This window comes from Streptomyces sp. LUP30, assembly GCF_001746365.1.
In the GTDB taxonomy this organism is placed as follows: domain Bacteria; phylum Actinomycetota; class Actinomycetes; order Streptomycetales; family Streptomycetaceae; genus Streptomyces.
Genome location: NZ_MJAJ01000078.1, coordinates 1 through 17,732, shown reverse-complemented (window position 1 = coordinate 17,732; position 17,732 = coordinate 1). Strand labels below are relative to the sequence as shown.

At 71.8% G+C, this 17,732-nt stretch carries 16 protein-coding genes; 6 read left to right on the top strand and 10 right to left on the bottom strand.

Annotated features, from left to right (window positions below):
- The first annotated feature begins 43 nt into the window (after window positions 1-43).
- Complete coding sequence (locus BG482_RS37695; RefSeq protein ID WP_069773717.1) at window positions 44-844, top strand: AraC family transcriptional regulator; 801 nt, start codon at window positions 44-46, stop codon at window positions 842-844.
- 255 nt (window positions 845-1,099) lie between these two features.
- Here the strand turns inward: BG482_RS37695 and BG482_RS37690 are convergent, their stop codons facing one another.
- From BG482_RS37690 to BG482_RS37660, 7 genes are all read right to left on the bottom strand, one after another.
- Entirely contained in the window at window positions 1,100-2,509 is a 1,410-nt protein-coding gene (locus BG482_RS37690; protein WP_069773716.1) for a nucleobase:cation symporter-2 family protein, read from the bottom strand.
- 232 nt (window positions 2,510-2,741) lie between these two features.
- Entirely contained in the window at window positions 2,742-4,121 is a 1,380-nt protein-coding gene (locus BG482_RS37685; protein ID WP_069773715.1) for an 8-oxoguanine deaminase, read from the bottom strand.
- Between the two features lie 152 nt (window positions 4,122-4,273).
- Window positions 4,274-5,203: a factor-independent urate hydroxylase gene (pucL, locus tag BG482_RS37680; protein ID WP_069773714.1), complete on the bottom strand. Its 930-nt coding sequence runs from the start codon at window positions 5,201-5,203 to the stop codon at window positions 4,274-4,276.
- A 7-nt stretch (window positions 5,204-5,210) separates the two neighbouring features.
- Window positions 5,211-5,618: a hydroxyisourate hydrolase gene (gene uraH / locus BG482_RS37675; protein WP_069773713.1), complete on the bottom strand. Its 408-nt coding sequence runs from the start codon at window positions 5,616-5,618 to the stop codon at window positions 5,211-5,213.
- 8 nt (window positions 5,619-5,626) lie between these two features.
- Window positions 5,627-6,136, bottom strand: a complete 510-nt coding sequence (gene uraD / locus BG482_RS37670; RefSeq protein WP_069773712.1) for a 2-oxo-4-hydroxy-4-carboxy-5-ureidoimidazoline decarboxylase — start codon at window positions 6,134-6,136, stop codon at window positions 5,627-5,629.
- Window positions 6,137-6,403: 267 nt separating this feature from the next.
- The gene (locus BG482_RS37665) at window positions 6,404-6,772 is read right to left on the bottom strand and encodes a helix-turn-helix domain-containing protein (protein ID WP_069773711.1); all 369 of its coding nucleotides are present in this window, start codon (window positions 6,770-6,772) and stop codon (window positions 6,404-6,406) included.
- Window positions 6,769-7,017, bottom strand: coding sequence for a hypothetical protein (locus BG482_RS37660; RefSeq protein WP_069773710.1), 249 nt, complete (start codon window positions 7,015-7,017; stop codon window positions 6,769-6,771). The genes BG482_RS37665 and BG482_RS37660 overlap by 4 nt, the downstream gene beginning before the upstream one ends.
- Window positions 7,018-7,256: 239 nt before the next feature.
- On the opposite strand from BG482_RS37660, the gene BG482_RS37655 reads away from it, so the two are divergent.
- The 3 genes from BG482_RS37655 (at window position 7,257) to BG482_RS37645 (ending at window position 10,038) form a co-directional block, all read left to right on the top strand.
- Window positions 7,257-8,111 carry a TIM barrel protein gene (locus BG482_RS37655; RefSeq protein ID WP_069773709.1) on the top strand — a complete coding sequence of 285 codons (855 nt, stop codon included), beginning with the start codon at window positions 7,257-7,259 and terminating at the stop codon, window positions 8,109-8,111.
- Between the two features lie 85 nt (window positions 8,112-8,196).
- The gene (locus BG482_RS37650) at window positions 8,197-9,087 is read left to right on the top strand and encodes a 2-hydroxy-3-oxopropionate reductase (RefSeq protein ID WP_069773708.1); all 891 of its coding nucleotides are present in this window, start codon (window positions 8,197-8,199) and stop codon (window positions 9,085-9,087) included.
- 699 nt (window positions 9,088-9,786) lie between these two features.
- Window positions 9,787-10,038 (top strand): hypothetical protein, encoded by a 252-nt coding sequence (locus BG482_RS37645; protein ID WP_069773707.1) that lies wholly within the window; start codon window positions 9,787-9,789, stop codon window positions 10,036-10,038.
- Window positions 10,039-10,407: 369 nt separating this feature from the next.
- On the opposite strand, the gene gcl is transcribed toward BG482_RS37645, so the two are convergent.
- Window positions 10,408-12,192 (bottom strand): glyoxylate carboligase, encoded by a 1,785-nt coding sequence (gene gcl / locus BG482_RS37640; protein ID WP_069773706.1) that lies wholly within the window; start codon window positions 12,190-12,192, stop codon window positions 10,408-10,410.
- 221 nt (window positions 12,193-12,413) lie between these two features.
- Here gcl and BG482_RS37635 point away from each other — a divergent pair, with 221 nt between their 5' ends.
- Window positions 12,414-13,502: a hypothetical protein gene (locus BG482_RS37635; RefSeq protein WP_256096604.1), complete on the top strand. Its 1,089-nt coding sequence runs from the start codon at window positions 12,414-12,416 to the stop codon at window positions 13,500-13,502.
- Here the strand turns inward: BG482_RS37635 and BG482_RS37630 are convergent.
- The gene (locus tag BG482_RS37630; protein ID WP_256096603.1) at window positions 13,499-15,334 is read right to left on the bottom strand and encodes an AMP-binding protein; all 1,836 of its coding nucleotides are present in this window, start codon (window positions 15,332-15,334) and stop codon (window positions 13,499-13,501) included. The two genes, BG482_RS37635 and BG482_RS37630, sit on opposite strands and share 4 nt — an antisense overlap.
- Window positions 15,331-17,022, bottom strand: a complete 1,692-nt coding sequence (locus tag BG482_RS37625) for an AMP-binding protein (protein WP_069773704.1) — start codon at window positions 17,020-17,022, stop codon at window positions 15,331-15,333. Before BG482_RS37625 ends, BG482_RS37630 begins: the two co-directional genes overlap by 4 nt.
- Window positions 17,023-17,218: 196 nt before the next feature.
- On the opposite strand from BG482_RS37625, the gene BG482_RS37620 reads away from it, so the two are divergent.
- The coding region (locus BG482_RS37620) for a GAF domain-containing protein (protein WP_141746706.1) at window positions 17,219-17,732 on the top strand (514 nt) is incomplete at its 3' end.

Sequence of the window (17,732 nt, the reverse complement as noted above, 5' to 3'; positions counted from 1 at the left end):
TTCGGCCGCCCCCTCGCAGCGGCCGCGCGCTTACGGTGGAGGCGTGACGAACGCCCTCGCCGAGCAGAGCCTGCCCGTCCCCTCCGCGTTGCGTGCCTGGATCTCCGGCATCGATGACATCGGCGTCGACCGCGCCGACGAGGCCTTCACCCACCTACCGGACGCGGCGACCAAGGTCGTGGTCCGCGTCGAGGAGGACGGCCGGTACGACACGCTGGTCGTCGGCCCCCGAACGCGGGCCACCTATCACGCGGACCCCGACAAGCGGTTGACGTCGTGCGTGCAACTGCGGCTGGCCCCGGGGGCCGTGGGCCCGTTGCTCGGGGTGCCGGCGGTCGACCTGGTGGGCCGGGCGGTGCCGGCCGGTGACCTGCCGGCACCGACCGCCCGCCGCCTGGCCCGCGAACTGACCGGCGCGCACCCGCGGGAGATCACCGCCCGCCTGGCCGCCCTGCTGCCCCCGCCGACGGACGGCGCCCGCGAACGTCTGCTGCGGGCGGCCGTCGACGCGCTGTCCACCCGCGCGGACCGCGCCCCCGTCACCGTCCGGGACGTGGCACGCGAACTCGCCATCAGCGAAAGGCAGTTGCGCAACCTGTTCACGGTCGGCGTCGGGGTCTCCCCCAAGCACTACGCCCGCATCGACCGCGTCCGCCACCTCCTCACGCACGCGGAATCCGCCCCATGGGCCCAACTCGCCGCCGCCACCGGCTACTACGACCAGGCGCACATGAGCGCCGACTTCCGCACCCTGATGGGCGTCCCGCCGACGGCGTTCCTCACCGGGCGGCTGCCCCGGGCCACACCCTGCCGGGCGCGCCCCGGCGGCGCCGGACGCGGCTGACTTCGGATGCCGGGAGCGCCTGGTCGAGGAGGGGCTCGAACCCGCCCTGGCCCTGGCCCGGTTCACCCGGTGGGTGGGCGAGGTGAGCGGCGACGCACGACCGGCGATGTGCGCCTGCCCCGCCTCGTTCGACTGGACCTTCCGGCCTGCCGCTGCGCGCGGTGGCGAAGCGGACGATGCCGGGGCACCTGTTGCGGCCGCACACCCATCAGGCGCTCGACGACGCCGTCGAACAGGCCGAGTCGTTCGCGAACCTCATGGCGTGGCCGGGGCCCGGTTCGCCCCGGTGATCTCCTCCCCCGCCTCCATCGGGTGGGTCACGTCCGCCGCGTCGCTCCCCGTTCCCATGTGGTGGAAGACCAGGTTGAGCAGCACGGCCGCCAGACAGCCCGTCGAGATCCCCGAGTCCAGGACGATCCTCGCCGTCTCGGGGAAGGCGTGGTAGAAGCCGGGCGCGGTGATGGGGACGATGCCGACGGCGAGGGAGACGGCGACGATCAGGAGGTTGTCGTCCCTGTCCAGGCCCGCCCGGACGAGTGTCTGGATGCCGCTCGCGGCGACCGACCCGAACAGGACGACCCCGGCCCCGCCCAGGACGGGCCGGGGCACCACGGCGATGAGCGAGGCGGCCGTCGGGCACAGACCCATCAGAACGAGGAAGCCGCCACCGGCGGCGACGACATAGCGGCTGCGGATCCGCGTCATCGCGACCAGACCGATGTTCTGGGCGAAGGCGCTGCACATGAAGCCGTTGAAGACGGGGCTGAGCGCCGAGCCCAGGGTGTCGGCGCGCAGCCCGGCCGCGATGGTCCGCTCGTCCGCGGGACGTTCGACGATCTCGCCCAACGCCAGCATGTCCGCGGTGGATTCGGTCATGGAGACCACCATCACCACGCACATCGACACGATCGCCGCGAGCTGGAACTGCGGTGCGCCGAAGTGGAACGGGGTGGGGAAGCCGATCACGTCCGCGTCCGTCACGGGGCCGAAGTCCGTGACGCCGAGGGGGATCGCCACGAGCGTGCCGGCGACCAGACCGAGCAGCACGGCGATCTGTTTGACGAAGCCGCGGCTGAACCGGCGCAGGAGCAGCACCGTCACCAGCGTCGCCGCCGCCAGGCCCAGGTTCGTCGCCGAGCCGTAGTCGTGCGCCGCGGGGTCCGGGCCCTGTGCCCAGCCGAACGCGACGGGCAGCAGGGATACGCCGATCAGGGTGATGACCGTCCCCGTGACGACGGGCGGGAAGAAGCGGACCGCCTTGCAGAAGACGGGCGCCGCGACAAAGCCCAGCAGGCCGGCGACGATCACCGCGCCGAAGATGACGGGCAGGGCGTCCTTCTTGTCATGGGTGGAGGCCGCGATCGCCGTCATGGGGGCGACGCCGGCGAAGGTGACGCCGTTGACGAAGGGAAGACGGGCGCCGATCCTCCACACCCCCAGCGTCTGCAGGAAGGTGGCGAGACCGGCGGTGAACAGACAGGCGCCGGTGAGGAACGTGAGCTCGGCGCCGGTGAGGCCGACGGCCGCGCCGACGATCAGGGGCGGGGCGACGACCCCCGCGTACATGGCGGCCACGTGCTGCAGGCCGCTCGTCGCCGTTCTCAGGGCGGGGAGTTTCTCGTCCACGGGGTGGACGACCGGGCGGTCGACTGACTGCGGGGACACGGCGGCTCTCCTCCGGTCGGTGGCACGCCGGTTTCCGGCGTGGGTGTCAGGGAGGTGGTGCGGCGGTCATGGGGGTCCCGTGCCCGGACGGGCCGGGAGCGGGGAGGGACCGGGGAACGGGACGGCGGGGATCGGGACGGCGGGATCCGGTTCCGGGGCGCGCGGTGACGCGCGCCCCGGTCACGGCGTCCGGGCCAGGGCCGTCCCCCTCGCCCGGAGTTCTGGGGGTCGCTCAGCCCTGCGCGGCGATCCGCGCCAGTCGCTGCGCCTGTGCGCGGGTCGCGCGGGCGACGGCGTCCTCGTCGACGTGCAACAGCCGTCCGCCCTCGACGATCTGACGGCCGTTCACGAAGGAGGCCGTGACCGGGGCGGCCGCGCCGAAGACCAGTGCGGTCACCGGGTCGGCGATGGAGGCGTGGGCGAGGGTGTCCATCCTCCACAGCACCAGGTCGGCCAGCTTGCCCGGCTCGAGGGAGCCGATCTCCCGGGCCCGGCCGAGGACCTGGGCCCCGCCGAAGGTGCCCAGGCGCAGCGCCTGACGGGCGTTCAGGGCGGCTTCCCGGTGGGCGCCGAGGCGGTTGACGAGCAGGGCGTTGCGCAGCTCGGTGTGGAGTTCGCCGGACTCGTTGGACGCCGTCCCGTCCACGCCGAGGCCTACCGGGACGCCGGCCGCCAGCATGTCGGGGACCCGGGCGATGCCGGCGGCCAACCGGGCGTTGGACGACGGGCAGTGCGCGACGCCGGTCCTGGTACGGGCGAACGCCTCGATGTCGGAGTCGTTCATGTGGACGCAGTGCGCCATCCACACGTCCTCGCCGAGCCAGCCGGTGGACTCGAAGTAGTCGGTCGGGCCCATGCCGAACAGCTCGTGGCAGAACTTCTCCTCCTCGACGGTCTCCGAGCCGTGGGTGTGCAGCCGTACGCCGAGGCGGCGGGCCAATTCTGCTCCCTGGCGCAGCAGTTCGGTGGAGACCGAGAAGGGCGAGCAGGGGGCGACGGCGACCTGGGTCATCGCGTCGAAGGAGGCGTCGTGATGCCGGTGGACGGTCTCCTCGGTGGCGGCGAGGGCGCCGTCGAGCGTCTCCACCGCGAAGTCCGGGGGCAGACCGCCGTCCTTCTCGCTGCGGTCCATGGAACCGCGGGCGAGGGTGAAGCGCACGCCCATGTCGCGGGCGGCGCCGATGATCGCGGCGGACAGGTCGCCGGAGCCCCGGGGGAAGACGTAGTGGTGGTCCATGGCGGTGGTGACGCCGCCGCGGGCCATCATCGCCAGGGAACCCTCGGCGGCCGCGCGGACCATCTCCTCGTCGATGCGCGCCCAGGTGGGGTAGAGGGCGACGAGCCAGTCGAAGAGGTTGTGGTCGGTGGCCAGACCCCGGGTGATCCACTGGTAGAAGTGGTGGTGGGTGTTGACCAGGCCCGGGGTGACCAGGTGCCCGGTGGCGTCGATGCGGCGCTCGACGTTCTCCAGGCCCTGGGGGGCCGGGCCCGCGCCGAGCGACTCGATACGGTTGCCCACGAGGACGACATGTCCGTTCGCGTGCTCGGTGTCCTGGGCGTCGACGGTCGCGATCGCACAGTTGTCGATGACGATGCGCCGGTCTGCTGCCATGGTTTCGTCCTTTTCCCTCGGTGGACCCTCGGTGGGCCCGGATGGAGCGGGCACGGCAGGACCCTGGAGGTTTGAGTGCCGCGGCCGGGGAACCGGCCCCCGGCCGCGGGTGCCGAAAGAGCGCTGGGTGGGAGTGCGGTGGGAGGGTGGCGTCAGAGGTTGGTGAGGTCCACCGGTATCCGCGCCTGGCAGCCGTCCCGCAGGACCGTGCCCTCGATCAGGCCGTACGGCCGGTCCGCGGCGAAGTACACGGCTCCGTCGGCGGTGTCGTTCTTCAGCCCGAACGGCTTCAGATCGACCAGGAAGTGGTGCTTGTTGGGGAGCGAGAAGCGCACCTCGTCGATCTCCTCGCGGTGGTCGACGATCCGCGCGCCCATGGCGTAGAGGGTCTGCTGCAGGGAGAGCGAGTACGTCTCGGCGAAGGCCAGCAGCAGGTGCTTCTTCACCTGGGCGTACGACTCGTCCCAGTCCGGCGCCGGTTGGGCGTCGTCCGTCCAGTTGTAGCGCCAGCGGGCGGCCACCTCGGTCGCCAGGATCCGGTCGTGCGCCTCGGGCAGCGTCGTGTACTGGTCCTTGACGTAGCCCCAGAACTCGGAGTTCGTCGAGTTCATGACGGTGAGGTCCTTGAGCCCGGAGACGACCTCCCAGGACGAGCCGTCGTAGGTGATCTGGGCCAGACGGGTCTCCTGGCCCCGGCGGACGAAGGAGTGCTCGTCCGCACCGGGCGTCTCGATCCGCTCCCAGGAGTACTCCTCGACACGGATCCGCGCGGTCCGGATCGGTTCCTGCGAGGTGACGAAGTGGCGGGCGAGGTGGATGCCGAACTGCTCGGCGGACTCGATGCCGTGTTCCTTGGCGAACGCGTACACCGTGTTCTTGGTGGTGTCGGTCGGCAGGACGTTGGCGTTGGAGCCGGAGTAGTGGACGTCGTCCATGTCGCCGCTCAGCGCGACGGACACGTTGAGGTCCTTGATGTGGTGGGTGGCGCCGTCCCGCGTGATCCTGACGACCCGGTTCTCGGCCTTGCCGTACTGGTTCTGTCCCAGCATCACAGCGCGGGCGGGGCGTGAAGTGTCGGTCATGTGTCTGCTAGCTCCCTCGGTATACGGAGTAGCCGAACGGGTTGAGCAGCAGCGGTACGTGGTAGTGCTCGCCCGGCACGACGGCGAACGTGATCGCCACCTCCGGGAAGAACACCGCGGCGGCACCGCTGTCCCGATTCGCGGGGGCGTCCTGCTGCGCATCGGCTCGCTTGTTCTCACGGTGCTCGAAATACGCCTCCACGGCGAAGTCGAGCCGTACATGGGTGGTCCCCTCCGGCAGCGCCGGCAGATCCTTGCACCGGCCGTCCGCATCGGTCGCGGAGCCGCCGAGCGCCTGCCAGTCCGCTTCCCGGCCGCCACGGGCCGCGAGCCGGACGGCGACGCCCGCGGCGGGACGGCCGACGGAGGTGTCCAGGATGTGCGTGGACACCGATGCGGTGGTGCTGGTGCTCATGGTGTGTCTCAGTCCTCTTCGACGAGTCGGGCGAGGCGGATACGGTTGATCTTGCCCAGCTCGGTGCGGACGATCTCCCGCTCCAGCTCCGGCGCGTTGCCGATCCGCTCCTCGACCGCGTCGCGCATCTGCTCGCCGGTGCGGCCGGTGGCGCAGATCAGGAAGACATGGCCGAACTTCTCCTGGTAGGCCAGGTTCAGTTCGAGCATCTCCGCCCTGAGCTGCTCGGAGGCGCCGGCCATGCCGCGCTGCTCGCGTGCCGAGGTCGGGTCGCCGGGTTTCGGGCGGCCGATCGGCGGATGTCCGGCCATCGCCTCCGCCAGGTCGGCGTCGGTCAGTTCGGCCATGGCCGCGTCGCTGACCTCGTACAGGTCGTCGACGGTGGCGTAGGGGCGGGCCGCGAGCAGTCGGCTCGCCCACGCCGTGGAGGCGCACGCCTCGTGGAGCACGGCGCGGGCCGCGGATTCCTCGAGGGCGTTGAACCGGGCCAGGCCCGGGAGCGGGGAAGTCGAAGTCACGGGAGCCTCCGTGGCCGTGCGGAACGGCCTTCGTGCGTGAGCGGGCTGCGGCCAGCTAACGCCCCCGCGCGACACCGCGTCAACACTTTGTTGAAAATTCTCGAAGAGAGGGTGCCGGAAAGCCCCGGGCACGTCCTCGACGATCCGTCGCCCGCACCCGAGGCCTCGCTCGAACCCGCGCCCGGATCCGCGCGCGGGTGCGCGCCGGCTCACCGGACTCGCCGCCGGGACCGCTTCCGCCGCCTCCGCGCCGGGACCCGCTGGGGGTCAGGCGCCCTTGTCCCGGTTGAGGTAGTTGTAGACCGTGAAGCGGCTCACGCCGAGCGCGCTCGCCACGGTCTCCACACCGTGCCGCACGGAGAAGGCGCCGCGCGCCTCGAGTATCCGCACGACCTCCTGCTTCTCCTTGCGGTCCAGGTCGGCCAGGGGTCTGCCCTTCCTGCGCTCCATCGCGGCCAGGATGTGGTCGAGGGAGTCGGCGAGCTGCGGCAGGCGCACGGCCACGGACTCCACGCCCTCCCACGTCAGGACGACGTCCTCGGCGCCGGCCTCGTCCGGGGGAAGCATCTCTCCGCCCATCGCGTCGACCAGCGGCTTCACGGCCGCGATGAAGGCCGCGTCGCCGCCGGCGCTCACCGCCCCTCCCCGACGACGTTGACCTGGAGCGAGATACGGGTGGCGCCCGCACCGAGGGACCTGCGCAGCAGGGCGTCCACGGCGGCGAGCACGGCGTCGGCGGCGCCCTCGGCGGTGTTGCCGAAAGGTCCGACGTCCACCGCGTCCAGGTCGGCCCGTTCGATCACTTCACGGGCGACCAGCGCGTGCGCGGGCGCCTCGTCGAGGTCGAAGGGCTCGGTGGTGAACTCCACTTTCAGTCGCATCGCGCCCCACGCCTTCCTGAACGGGTTCCGGCCGTCGCTGCCCGGACCCCGACCTTAACGGACCGGGCGGACGATCAGGCGGGAGTCCGGATTCCCCCGCGGCCCGCGAAGCCCGCGCCGGGGCACGCGGGTGCCGGACCCCCTTGACAAGCCCTGACCCCCGACGGCAATCTTCCAATAAGCAGAAACTAACTTCCGCAATACGGAAACACTCGACACGGAAGGGAGCGCGGAACCCCATGGGCTTCGAAGACCAGCGCTTCAGCGTCAACCTGTCGATCCTCTTCACGGAACTCCCGCTCCTGGAACGCCCCGCGGCGGCCGCCGCGGCCGGTTTCGGCGCGGTCGAGCTGTGGTGGCCCTGGATCGACTCCCCCACCCCCGAGCAGTCCGAGCTCGACGCCCTCGAGCGGGCGATCGACGCCGCGGGCGTACAGCTCACCGGCCTCAACCTCTACGCGGGACGGCTCCCGGGCCCGGACCGCGGCGCCCTGTCCGTGCCCGGCGAGGAGTCGGAGCGGTTCCGCGCCAACGTCGACGTGGCCGCAGGCTTCGCGCAGTCCACGGGCTGCGGGGCGCTCAACGCCCTCTACGGCAACCGCGTCGCGGGCGTGGACCCCGCCGAGCAGGAGGCGCTCGCCCTGGAGAACCTGGTCCTCGCGGCCCGCGCCGCCGACCGGATCGGCGCGACCTTGCTGATCGAAGCGCTGAACCGGCTCGAGTCGCCGCGGTATCCCCTGGTGAGCGCGGCCGCCGCGGTCGGGATCGTCGACAAGGTCAACGAGGCGAGCGGACTCGGCAACGCGCGGTTCCTCCTGGACCTCTATCACCTGTCCATGAACGGCGAGGACCTGCCGTCGGTGATCGAGCACCACGCCGCGAAGACCGGCCATGTGCAGATCGCCGACAACCCCGGCCGCGGCGCCCCGGGCACGGGCACGCTCCCGCTGGAGGACCTGCTCGACCGGCTGGCGAAGGCCGGTTACGACGGCTGGGTCGGCCTGGAGTACAAGCCGGGCGACCGATCCAGCGCCGAGGCCTTCGCGTGGCTGCCCCGCGAGGCCCGAGCCGTCCGCGATCCGCGCCGCCCGTGAACCGAGTCACCCGTGACCTCGTCGCCCGTGAGCGCGCCGCGCGTGAAGCCCGCCGAACACACCCCGCACCGAGAGGCATCCCGTCATGAGCAGTCTTCCCAAGGTCGCCTGGATAGGCCTCGGCATCATGGGCTCCCCCATGTCCGAGAACCTGATCAAGGCGGGCTATGACGTCACCGGCTTCACCCTGGAGCAGGACAAGCTGGAGCGCCTCGCCGCCGCCGGCGGCGCCGCGGCCGCCTCGATCGCCGACGCCGTGCGGGACGCCGACGTCGTGATCACCATGGTGCCCGCCTCCCCGCAGGTCGAGGCGATCGCGTACGGCCCGGACGGCATCCTCGAGAACGCGCGGCCGGGCGCGCTCCTGATCGACATGTCCTCGATCACCCCGCAGACCTCGGTCGATCTGGCGAAGGCCGCCGCGGACAAGGACATCCGGGTGCTCGACGCCCCGGTGTCGGGCGGCGAGGCCGGCGCGATCGAGGCCGTGCTGTCCATCATGGTCGGCGGCGACCAGGCGGACTTCGACCGGGCCGAGCCGATCTTCGACGTGCTCGGCAGGACCGTCGTGCTGTGCGGCCCGCACGGTTCGGGGCAGACCGTGAAGGCCGCCAACCAGCTGATCGTCGCCGTGAACATCCAGGCGTGCGCCGAGGCCGTGGTCTTCCTGGAGAAGTCGGGCGTGGACCTGAAGGCCGCGCTGGACGTCCTGAACGGCGGACTCGCCGGCTCCACCGTGCTGACGCGCAAGAAGGACAACTTCCTCGCCCGCGACTTCGCGCCGGGCTTCCGGATCGACCTGCACCACAAGGACATGGGGATCGTCACGGACGCCGCCCGCAACGTCGGCGCGGCCCTGCCCGTCGGCGCGGTGGTCGCCCAGCTGGTCGCGAGCCTGCGCGCGCAGGGCGACGGCGGCCTGGACCACTCGGCACTGCTGCGGGCCGTCGAGCGGCTCTCGGGCGCACAGCGCTGACCCGCGCCCCCCCGAAGCTTCCGGGCGGCGCCGCCGCCGACATATGTCCTGTCGCGCCCAGGCGACGGCGCCGCCCGGAAACCCCTGCAACACCCCGCTGACCGGGTTCACGGCGAAAGCCGAACGGTCTGCAGCGGACCCCACCGGAGGGGAACGAGCTCAGAAAGCCGCTCAGAAAACCGCGCGGAGACCTGCTCAGGAAGCCGCTCAGAAAACCGCGCAGAAAGCCGCTTCGAAACGGCTTTCCCTTCTCAAGCGGTTTCCCGTGGTTTCCGTGCTTCCCGGTGGAGGAGTCGGTCCACGCGCGTGCGTGAGGACCGACCGCACAAGCGGCCCGCACCACGGGGACGGCCCGGATGAGGGGTGGCCGATCCCGGGAGTGCGGGCCCGGTGAGGACCGCGGCGGCGTGTGAGCCAGTGCGGTGGTGAAGGACCCGAGCCGCCCTTCTCGACCTGAGGGAAGGCGTGCCCGGTTCCGTCGCACCCGCCGCGGTCCCCGCCTCACCGAGCCCCGTCCGGCGGCGCGAACGTCCTGTCGCGCCCAGCCTCGCGCCGTCGGACGGCCATACACGGCACAGCGCTCCCCCGTCGGCCCTCCGACGGCGGGAGCCGCGCGCGTTTCGCCCGGCACACCCACGCGGCCGGCACACCCTTCTCGTCCGACGTGCGGATCGGGCCCGCCCGCAGGAGGCTGGGGACATGGGCGATCCGACGCGACCTCCGCACATCGTGGTCCACCCCCCGGCTCTGGACGGCTCCCGCCGGGTCACGTCCGGTGACGCGGTGCTCGGCCTCGCCTCGCACCTCGACGATGTCGTGGAGATCCTGCGCATGGCCGACCTGGACCGGATCGAGGTGGAGGAGAGCGACCTCATCGACTGGCAGGGCGGCGGCCCCGACGACTGGCCAGGACTGTCCGAGGAGCACGAGCGGCTCCCGGAGGAGCGGTAGCGCCACGCGCAGGAACGACGTGACAGCGCGCCAACCTCAAATCAACCTCTGAACATTGTTCAGCAGGCTTCAACCGCCCCCGGAGCAGGGCACATTGTCCTCGACACGGGGCCCGCCGACACGGGGGCGGCGGGCCCCGCCGCCGGGGACGGCGACGGAGCGGGGGGACTCGTCGCGCGCACCTCCCCGGCACGCCGGCGTCGGAAGGGGCGGCCCGCTGGGGCCGCCCCTTCCGACGCCGGCGTCTCCGTCATCGCCGTTGCGCGGCTCCTCACCGCTTGCGTGTCACCGCTCCCGTGTCACCGCTCCCGTGCCACGACTTCCGTGCCACCGCTTCCGTGCCACCGCCCCCGTGTCACGGTTGCGGCGTCAGACCTTGAGCGTCCTGATCGACGTCGGCGCGTGTCCCGGCTCGGTGGCGAGTTCCTCGAACTCCATGACGTCGCCGATGTCGTTGGTGCCGCTCATCGAGATGTTGGTGACGCGTTCCAGGATCGCCTCGACGACCACCGGCACCCGGAACTCGGCGGCGAGCTTCTTCGCCTCCTCGAAGGCCGCGCCCAGCTCCGCCGGGTCCGTCACCCGGATCGCCTTGCAGCCGAGGCCCTCGGCGACCTTGACGTGATCGACGCCGTACACGCCCAGCTCGGGCGAGTTGATGTTCTCGAACTCCAGCTTGACCTGGAAGTCGATGGCGAACGCCCGCTGCGCCTGGCGGATCAGGCCCAGGTAGGAGTTGTTGACGAGGACGTGGACGTACGGGATCTTGTGCTGCGCCCCGACCGCCAGCTCCTCGATCATGAACTGGAAGTCGTAGTCCCCGGAGAGGGCGACGACCTGGGCCTGGGGGTCGGCCTTGGCGACGCCGAGCGCCGCCGGGATCGTCCAGCCGAGAGGCCCCGCCTGGCCGCAGTTGATCCAGTGGCGCGGCCGGTAGACGTGCAGCATCTGGGCGCCGGCGATCTGCGAGAGACCGATGGTGGTGACGTACCGCGTCTCCGGGCCGAACGCCTTGTTCATCTCCTCGTAGACCCGCTGCGGCTTGATCGGGATGTCGTCGAAGTGGGTACGGCGCTGGAGCGTGGCCTTCTTCTCCTGCGCGGCGGCCGCCCAGGCGGACCGGTCCGGAAGGGCGCCGGAGGCCTTCGCCTCCCGCGCCGCCTCGACGAAGAGGTGCAGAGCGGCCCTCGCGTCCGAGGCGATCCCGTAGTCAGGGGCGAAGATCCTGCCGATCTGGGTGGGGTCGACGTCGACGTGCACGAAGGTGCGGCCCGCCGTGTAGACGTCGATGCGACCGGTGTGGCGGTTGGCCCAGCGGTTGCCGATGCCGAGGACGAAGTCGGACTCCAGGAACGTCGCGTTGCCGTAGCGGTGCGAGGTCTGCAGCCCCACCATGCCGGCGTTCAGTTCGTGGTCGTCGGGGATCGCACCCCAGCCCATCAGGGTCGGGATGACCGGAGTGCCCGTCAACTCGGCGAACTCCAGCAGGAGTTCGGAGGCGTCCGCCGAGATGACACCGCCGCCCGCGACGATCAGCGGCCGCTCGGACGCGTTCAGCATGCGGATCGCCTTCTCGATCTGCGCGCGGGTGGCGACCGGACGGTGGACGGGCAGCGGCTCATAGGTGTCCGGGTCGAACTCGATCTCCGTCTGCTGGACGTCGACCGGCAGGTCGATCAGCACCGGTCCGGGCCGGCCCGAGCGCATCAGATGGAAGGCCTGCTGGAACACTCCGGGGACCTGCGCCGCCTCCAGGACGGTGACCGCCATCTTGGTCACCGGCCGGGCGATGGAGGCGATGTCGACGGCCTGGAAGTCCTCCTTGTGGATCACGGCGGTAGGCGCCTGGCCCGTGATGCACAGGATCGGGATCGAGTCGCCGAGGGCGGAGTACAGCCCGGTGATCATGTCCGTGCCGGCCGGCCCGGACGTGCCGATGCAGACGCCGATGTTGCCCGGGTGGGTGCGGGTGTAGCCCTCGGCCATGTGCGAGGCGCCCTCGACATGGCGGGCGAGGGTGTGATCGACGCCGCCGGAGTCCCTGAGCGCCGCGTAGAACGGGTTGATCGCCGCGCCGGGGACGCCGAACGCGCTGGTGACGCCTTCGCGCTTGAGGATCTCGACTGCCGCACGGGCAGCGGTCATACGAGCCATGGAGTACTCCTGCTTCGACTGCTTCAGCTGCTTCAGCTGTCGGATTCGCTCTCCCGTCGCGCCCCGCGGTGAGCCGTTCCTACGGTTTCCGCCCGTTTCCACGCATCTACGCGTTTCCGTATAGCGGAAAATGTTTTCTACTATCTGGAAGCAATGTAAGTGGGCGCGCAAAGGTCGTCAAGAGACGGACAAGCGGGGGCCGAAGGAGGACGATGGGGGCCATGTCCGAGAGCGTGCCGGTGCGCTGCCCGGCCTGTCGGCGCGAGCGGCTCTACACCGTGCCGTCCTACCCGTGTGCGTGCGGTTCGCCGGTCACGCCGGTCCTCGACCGGCGCACGGCGCCGACGGCCGTCGCACACCGGGCGTGGGACGACGAGTGGATCGTCCTGGGCTGCCGCGCCTGTGGCCGCCGGGGCCAGTGGCCGCAGCCCGAACTGGGCTGCGCCTGCGGGAGGGTGCTGCGGATCCCGGTGACCGGCCAGCCCGCCGAGCCCGAACCGGAGCACGGCCCCGGGCCGGAGCACGCGCTGGACGCTGAGCACGAACCCGGGCCGGAGCACGAAGTCCGGCCGGACCACGCCCCCGGGCGAAGGCCCGGACCCGGGCCGCAGTCCGAGCGGGAGGCCGTACCCGGTCCGGACCAGGTACGTGGGCCGGACGACATACCCGGGCCGGACCATGTACCTGGACGGGGCCCCGGGCCGGGGCCGGAGGCCGCGCGGGAGGCCGGACCCGGGCCCGGACGGGAGACGGCGGCGCCCGTCCCGGCACCGCCCCGGCGCGCCTTCCGGCCCGTGGCCATCCGTACCGCGCGGGACGCGGTGACGGCGGCGGCGCTCTACCTGAACTGGCTGGGACACGGGGACATCCGGCGGGCCGACCAGCGGCCCACGTCCGGCATCGGCCTCGCCGCCCGTGGACTGCTGGCCCAGGTGGACCCGAGCGTGCACCCGGCCTCGCTGCGGGACGTGGAGTGCCTGTGGCTGACGGCCATGACGGAGTCCGCCGAGTGCGTGTACTTCTCCCTCGCCGGCTATGCCGACGACGCCCGCGCCCGCGCCGACCAACTCCGTGTGCCGCTTTTCGTCCTGGACCTCACCGGCTCCCCGCAGCCGGTCAACGCCACGGCCGACGCCGTGGCCTCCGCAGGCGCCCGGGACGCCTGGGACACCTGGGACCTCCGGGACGCCCAGAGAACCGGGGACGACGGAGACACCGGCGACGGCCGGGACCGCCGCGACGGCCGGGACGCCCACGGCGGCCCGGGCGTCCGCGGCCGAGGGCGACGGACGCCGCCCCGGGAGCCCTAGAGGGCGTACTTCTCGCGCAGTTCGATCTTGCGGACCTTCCCCGAGACGGTCATCGGAAAGGCGTCCAAGATCTGCAGCCTGCTCGGGATCTTGTAGTGCGCCAGGCGGCCCTCGCAGTACGCGCGCAGCTCCTCCAGCGTCAGGGGGTCCGCCGCGTCGCCCGGGATCACACAGGCGAGGACCTCCTCGCCGTACTTCTCGTGCGGGACCCCGACCACCTGGACGTCCCTGATCTTCGGATGGCCGTAGAGGAACTCCTCGATCTCGCGCGGGTAGATGTTCTCCCCACCCCTGATGATCATGTCCTTGATGCGGCCGACGATCTCCACGTAACCGTCTTCCCGCATCACCGCCAGATCCCCGGTGTGCATCCAGCGTGCCGCGTCGATCACCTCGGCGGTCTTCTCGGGCTCGTTCCAGTAACCGAGCATCACGCTGTACCCGCGGGTGCACAGCTCGCCGGGGCGGCCGCGCGGCACGGTCACGCCGTCCACCGGGTCCACGACCTTCACCTCGATGTGCGGCAGCACGCTGCCGACGGTGCCGGTGCGGTGCTCCAGGTCGTCGTCGCGGCGCGTCTGGGTGGAGACGGGCGAGGTCTCGGTCATGCCGTAACAGATCGACACCTGGGCCATGTTCATCTCGGCGACCACGCGTTTCATCACCTCGGCCGGGCAGGGCGAGCCCGCCATGATGCCGGTGCGCAGCGAGGAGAGGTCGTAGGACGCGAAGTCGGGGAGGTTCAACTCGGCGATGAACATGGTCGGGACGCCGTACAGCGACGTGCACCTCTCCTGCTGGACCGCCTCCAGCGTGGCCTTCGGGTCGAAGGACGGAGCCGGGATGACGACGCAGGCGCCGTGCGAGGTGGCCGCGAGGTTTCCCATCACCATGCCGAAGCAGTGGTAGAAGGGCACCGGAACGCAGATCCGGTCGCGCTCGCTGTAGGCGATCGACTCCCCCACGGAGTAACCGTTGTTGAGAATGTTGTGGTGGGAGAGGGTGGCGCCCTTGGGGAAGCCCGTCGTTCCCGACGTGTACTGGATGTTGATGGGGTCGTCGCAGGACAGCTCGCTCCTGCGCGTCCGGTACTCCTCGTGGAGGTGGGGCGTGCCGCGCCGCAGCAACGCGTCCCAGCTCGGATCCCCGATGTAGACGGTCTCGCGCAGGTGCGGGCAGCTGCGGCGCACCTGCTCGACCATCGCCCGGTAGTCGCTCGTGCGGTGGCTGAGCGAGGCGAACAGCACGGAGATCCCGGCCTGGTTCAGGACGTACTCGACCTCGTGGGTGCGGTAGGCGGGGTTGATGTTCACCATGATCGCGCCGATGCGGGCGGTGGCGTACTGGACCAGCACCCACTCGGGGCAGTTGACCGCCCAGATGCCCACCCGGTCGCCCTTGGCGACTCCGCTCGCGAGCAGCGCGCACGCCAGCCGGTCGACGTCCGAGGCGAACGCGGCGTACGTCCAGCGCCGTCCGGAGGGCACGTCGACCAGGGCCTCGCGGTCCGGCCAGGCGGCCACCGCCCGGTCCAGGTCGGCGCCGATGGTGTCCCCGAGCAGGGGCGTCGTGCTCGTCCCGTGCGCGTACGCCGAGCCGGGACGGGACGCGCCCGCCGGGACCTCCGCGGGAGTCGCCCCCCGGCCGGCCGGCCGGTCCGCGGCGGGGGCGGCCGCCTGATCCGCGGCAGGGGCCGGCGACCTGCCCGCTCCGGGGCCGGACGGCGCCCCCGACGCCCGCGCGTCCGGCGGGTCCTCCCCCGGCTCGGGGCGGGAACCGCTTTCCGGCGTGGACGGGGAACCGCTTTCCGGCGTGGACGCCGCGCCGCTCATCGGAAGTCCTCCTCGCGGTACTCGTCCGTCGAGCCCGCCGCGGTGGCCTCGCGCAGCTCGATCCGGCGGATCTTCCCGCTGACCGTCTTGGGCAGGGGGGCGAACTCCAGGCGCCGCAGGCGCTTGTAGGGGGCGAGGACGTCGCGGGAGTGCTCGAACAGCACCTTCGCGGTGTCGGGGCCCGGCTCCCAGCCCTCGGCGAGGACGATGTACGCCTTGGGCACGGCGAGGCGCAGTTCGTCCGGGGCGGGGACCACGGCCGCCTCGGCGACCGCCTCGTGCTCCAGCAGCGCGCTCTCCAGCTCGAAGGGGCTGATCTTGTAGTCGGAGGCCTTGAAGACGTCGTCGGCCCGTCCGACGTAGGTGAGGTAACCGTTTTCGTCCCGACTGCCGATGTCCCCAGTGCGGTAGTAGCCGCCGGCCATCGCCTCCGCCGTGCGGTCGGGGTCGCCGTGGTAACCGGTCATCAGGCCCACCGGGCGGGCGGACAGGTCCAGCGCGATCTCGCCCTCCCGGGCGCCCGGCGCGCCCGAGACGGCGTCCAGCAGCTCCACCCGGTAGCCGGGGCTCGGCCGGCCCATGGAGCCGGTCTTCAGTTCCTGGCCGGGGCTGTTGGCGATCTGCACGGCGGTCTCGGTCTGGCCGAAGCCGTCGCGGACGGTGACGCCCCAGGCGCGCCGCACCTGTTCGATGACCTCGGGGTTGAGGGGCTCGCCCGCGGCGACGGCCTCGCGGGGCGGAGTGCGCAGCTGGGTGAGGTCGGCCTGGATGAGCATGCGCCAGACGGTCGGCGGGGCGCAGAACGTCGTCACGCCCGCCCGGTCCATCTGCGCCATGAGGCGGGCCGGGTCGAAGCGCGTGTAGTTGTGGATGAAAACGGTTGCTTCGGCGTTCCAGGGGGCGAAGAGGTTGGACCAGGCGTGCTTGGCCCAGCCGGGCGAGGAGATGTTGAGGTGCACGTCGTGCGGCTTGAGGCCGATCCAGTACATCGTGGCCAGATGCCCGACCGGGTAGGTGGTGTGGGTGTGCTCCACCAGCTTGGGGCGGGCGGTCGTGCCGGACGTGAAGTAGAGCATGAGCGGGTCGTCGGCGAGGGTGGGGCCGTCGGGGGTGAAGTCGGGCGACGCGCTGTAAGCGTCTTCGTAACGGTGCCAGCCCTCGGCGTCCCGGTGCGGGCCCTCGGGTGCGCCGCCGACCGTGATGCGGGTGTAGTCGCCGGGGACCTCGTCGAACTTGCCGGTGTCCTCGGAGCGGACGAGGACGTGCCGGACCCGGCCGCGTTCGACGCGGTCGGCGAGGTCCGCGGGGCCCAGCAGCGGGGTGGCGGGGATGACGACCGCGCGCAGCTTCATGGCCGCCAGCGCGGTCTCCCACAGTTCCGCCTGGTTGCCGAGCATGACCAGGATCCGGTCCTCGGCGGCGACCCCGCGTGCGCGCAGCCAGTTCGCGACCCGGTCCGAGCGCTCCGACAGCTCGGCGAAACTGAGACGGGTTTCGGAACCGTCTTCTTCGACGATGTGCAGGGCCGTGCGCCCGTTGCCCTCGGCGATGGCGTCGAACCAGTCCAGGGCCCAGTTGAAGCGCTCCGGCCGGGGCCATTCGAAACGCTCGTAAGCGGTTGTGTAGTCCTCGCGGTGTTCCAGCAGGAAGTCGCGGGCTGCACGGAAGCGCTCCGTCGCCGTCGTCATCGGTCCTCCTTGCTCTCTTGGCTTTCTTGCTCGTCGGCCTGGGGGACGCGCTCGACAGCGGCGCGCCCCTGCGGGACACTCCCGTGGCGCCGGACCATTGCCGGGCGGCTCTCTGCCATCGTGTAATCCGTGATGCAGGTCTCACTACCCCCGAACGGGGGTGTGCGGCACGACGCCGCGCGGAAAGGGCGACAACGTGGCAGCAGACGCAGCCGGAACGGCTCAGATCGGCGGCGCGCTGATGCGGCTGCGGCGTGCGACCGGGTTGCCGGTCGCGTTCGGCGGGCTGGTGGAGCCCGGGCGGCAGCGGATGCGGATCAGCGAGTTCAGCGGAGCGGCCGGGCTCGCGTTGCGCGGGCTGGCCGTGACCTCGGGGAACGGGCTGGGCGGCAAGGCCGTCGCGCTGGCCCGGCCGTGTGCGGTGACCGACTACTCCCTGTCCCGGCAGATCAGTCACGAATACGACGCGGCCGTCGCCGAGGAGGGCCTGCGTTCGGTGCTGGCGATCCCGGTGGTGGTTCGGCGCCGGGTGCGCGGGGTGCTGTACGGCGCCCTGCGCACGGCCCAGCCGCTGGGCGAGCGCACGCTGACCGCGGCCGTGCAGGCCGCGCGGGACGTGGAGCAGGCACTGGTGGTCCAGGACGAGGCGCGTGAGCTGCTCGCGGCGGCCGAGGCGCGCGCGGCGGCCGCCGGGTCCGGCCGGGGCGGCG

Coding starts and splice junctions, on each gene's coding strand:
- BG482_RS37650 (WP_069773708.1), top strand. CDS start 8,197: ATGAGCAGTCTTCCCAAGGTCGCCTGGATAGGCCTCGGCATCATGGGC.
- gcl (WP_069773706.1), bottom strand. CDS start 12,192: ATGGCTCGTATGACCGCTGCCCGTGCGGCAGTCGAGATCCTCAAGCGC.
- pucL (WP_069773714.1), bottom strand. CDS start 5,203: ATGACCGACACTTCACGCCCCGCCCGCGCTGTGATGCTGGGACAGAAC.
- BG482_RS37660 (WP_069773710.1), bottom strand. CDS start 7,017: ATGCGACTGAAAGTGGAGTTCACCACCGAGCCCTTCGACCTCGACGAG.
- BG482_RS37655 (WP_069773709.1), top strand. CDS start 7,257: ATGGGCTTCGAAGACCAGCGCTTCAGCGTCAACCTGTCGATCCTCTTC.
- BG482_RS37625 (WP_069773704.1), bottom strand. CDS start 17,022: ATGACGACGGCGACGGAGCGCTTCCGTGCAGCCCGCGACTTCCTGCTG.
- BG482_RS37645 (WP_069773707.1), top strand. CDS start 9,787: ATGGGCGATCCGACGCGACCTCCGCACATCGTGGTCCACCCCCCGGCT.
- BG482_RS37630 (WP_256096603.1), bottom strand. CDS start 15,334: ATGAGCGGCGCGGCGTCCACGCCGGAAAGCGGTTCCCCGTCCACGCCG.
- uraH (WP_069773713.1), bottom strand. CDS start 5,618: ATGAGCACCAGCACCACCGCATCGGTGTCCACGCACATCCTGGACACC.
- BG482_RS37635 (WP_256096604.1), top strand. CDS start 12,414: ATGTCCGAGAGCGTGCCGGTGCGCTGCCCGGCCTGTCGGCGCGAGCGG.
- BG482_RS37685 (WP_069773715.1), bottom strand. CDS start 4,121: ATGGCAGCAGACCGGCGCATCGTCATCGACAACTGTGCGATCGCGACC.